Origin of the sequence: Thermococcus alcaliphilus (assembly GCF_024054535.1) — an archaeon.
GTDB lineage: Archaea > Methanobacteriota_B > Thermococci > Thermococcales > Thermococcaceae > Thermococcus_A > Thermococcus_A alcaliphilus.
This window is the reverse complement of the sequence record NZ_JAMXLV010000010.1, coordinates 1-784: the sequence shown is the minus strand read 5'-3', so window position 1 is coordinate 784 and position 784 is coordinate 1. Positions and strand designations below refer to the sequence as shown.

At 44.3% G+C, this 784-nt stretch carries 1 protein-coding gene; it reads right to left on the bottom strand.

What is annotated here, in order from left to right:
- Positions 1 to 7: 7 nt before the first annotated feature.
- Positions 8 to 709: an IS6 family transposase gene (locus tag NF859_RS00360; RefSeq protein ID WP_252742515.1), complete on the bottom strand. Its 702-nt coding sequence runs from the start codon at positions 707 to 709 to the stop codon at positions 8 to 10.
- Positions 710 to 784: the final 75 nt, after the last annotated feature.

Genomic DNA, 784 nt, shown 5'->3' with positions numbered 1-784 from the left:
GATACTGTTAGGATAACTGGGGTATCACCTCCTGAAGCCATTCAGTAACATCACCCGGAGGTCCACCAAACCTAGAATGAATTCTGACAAAATTATACCAAAAAGCAAACAGAAAAACAAACCTATGAACTCTTTTCCAGTCCTCACTTCTGAAATTATTCCAGAAACGCTTCGTCCTCTCCTTCAACGTCCTAAACCAACGCTCAACACTGTTCCTCGGCCCAAAAGTTACATGCAGATAACCCAACCCCAGACTCTTAAAAGCAGACTTATACCAGCTCGCCCTGTCAACCAGAAAGACAGGCTGCCCTTCACAGGACTTTAAAACAACCAGAATGAAATCCCTGGCAACCCACCAGTTTCTAACAGTTGTAATCCAGACTGCCAAAACCTCCTTGCTCTCAACGTCAATTGCAGCCCAGAGGAATCTTTTCCTCCCGTTGATTTTTACTACTGTCTCGTCAACTGCGATGAAGTTTCGCTGTTTTTTGACTGCGAGGATTTTTGGCTTGTAAACTGCTTCTGCTATTTTTTGAACTGTTTCCCAGACGGTTGTGTGGCTGATTCCGAGGATTCTGGCGGTTTGTCTGTAGCTTAGACCTTGCAAGTATAGGTTTATTGCCCTGATTTTCTCTTCTGGTGGGATTTTGTTTCGGCGAAAAGGTTTTAAGGCTGAAACCATCCAGTGAATAATGGTTTCAGCTTGCATGTTTCCCCCCTTTCTTTTTCTGTGGTAGTGTCTGGGATTTAAACCTGACGCCTCACTGCTTATCCTGACAGTATC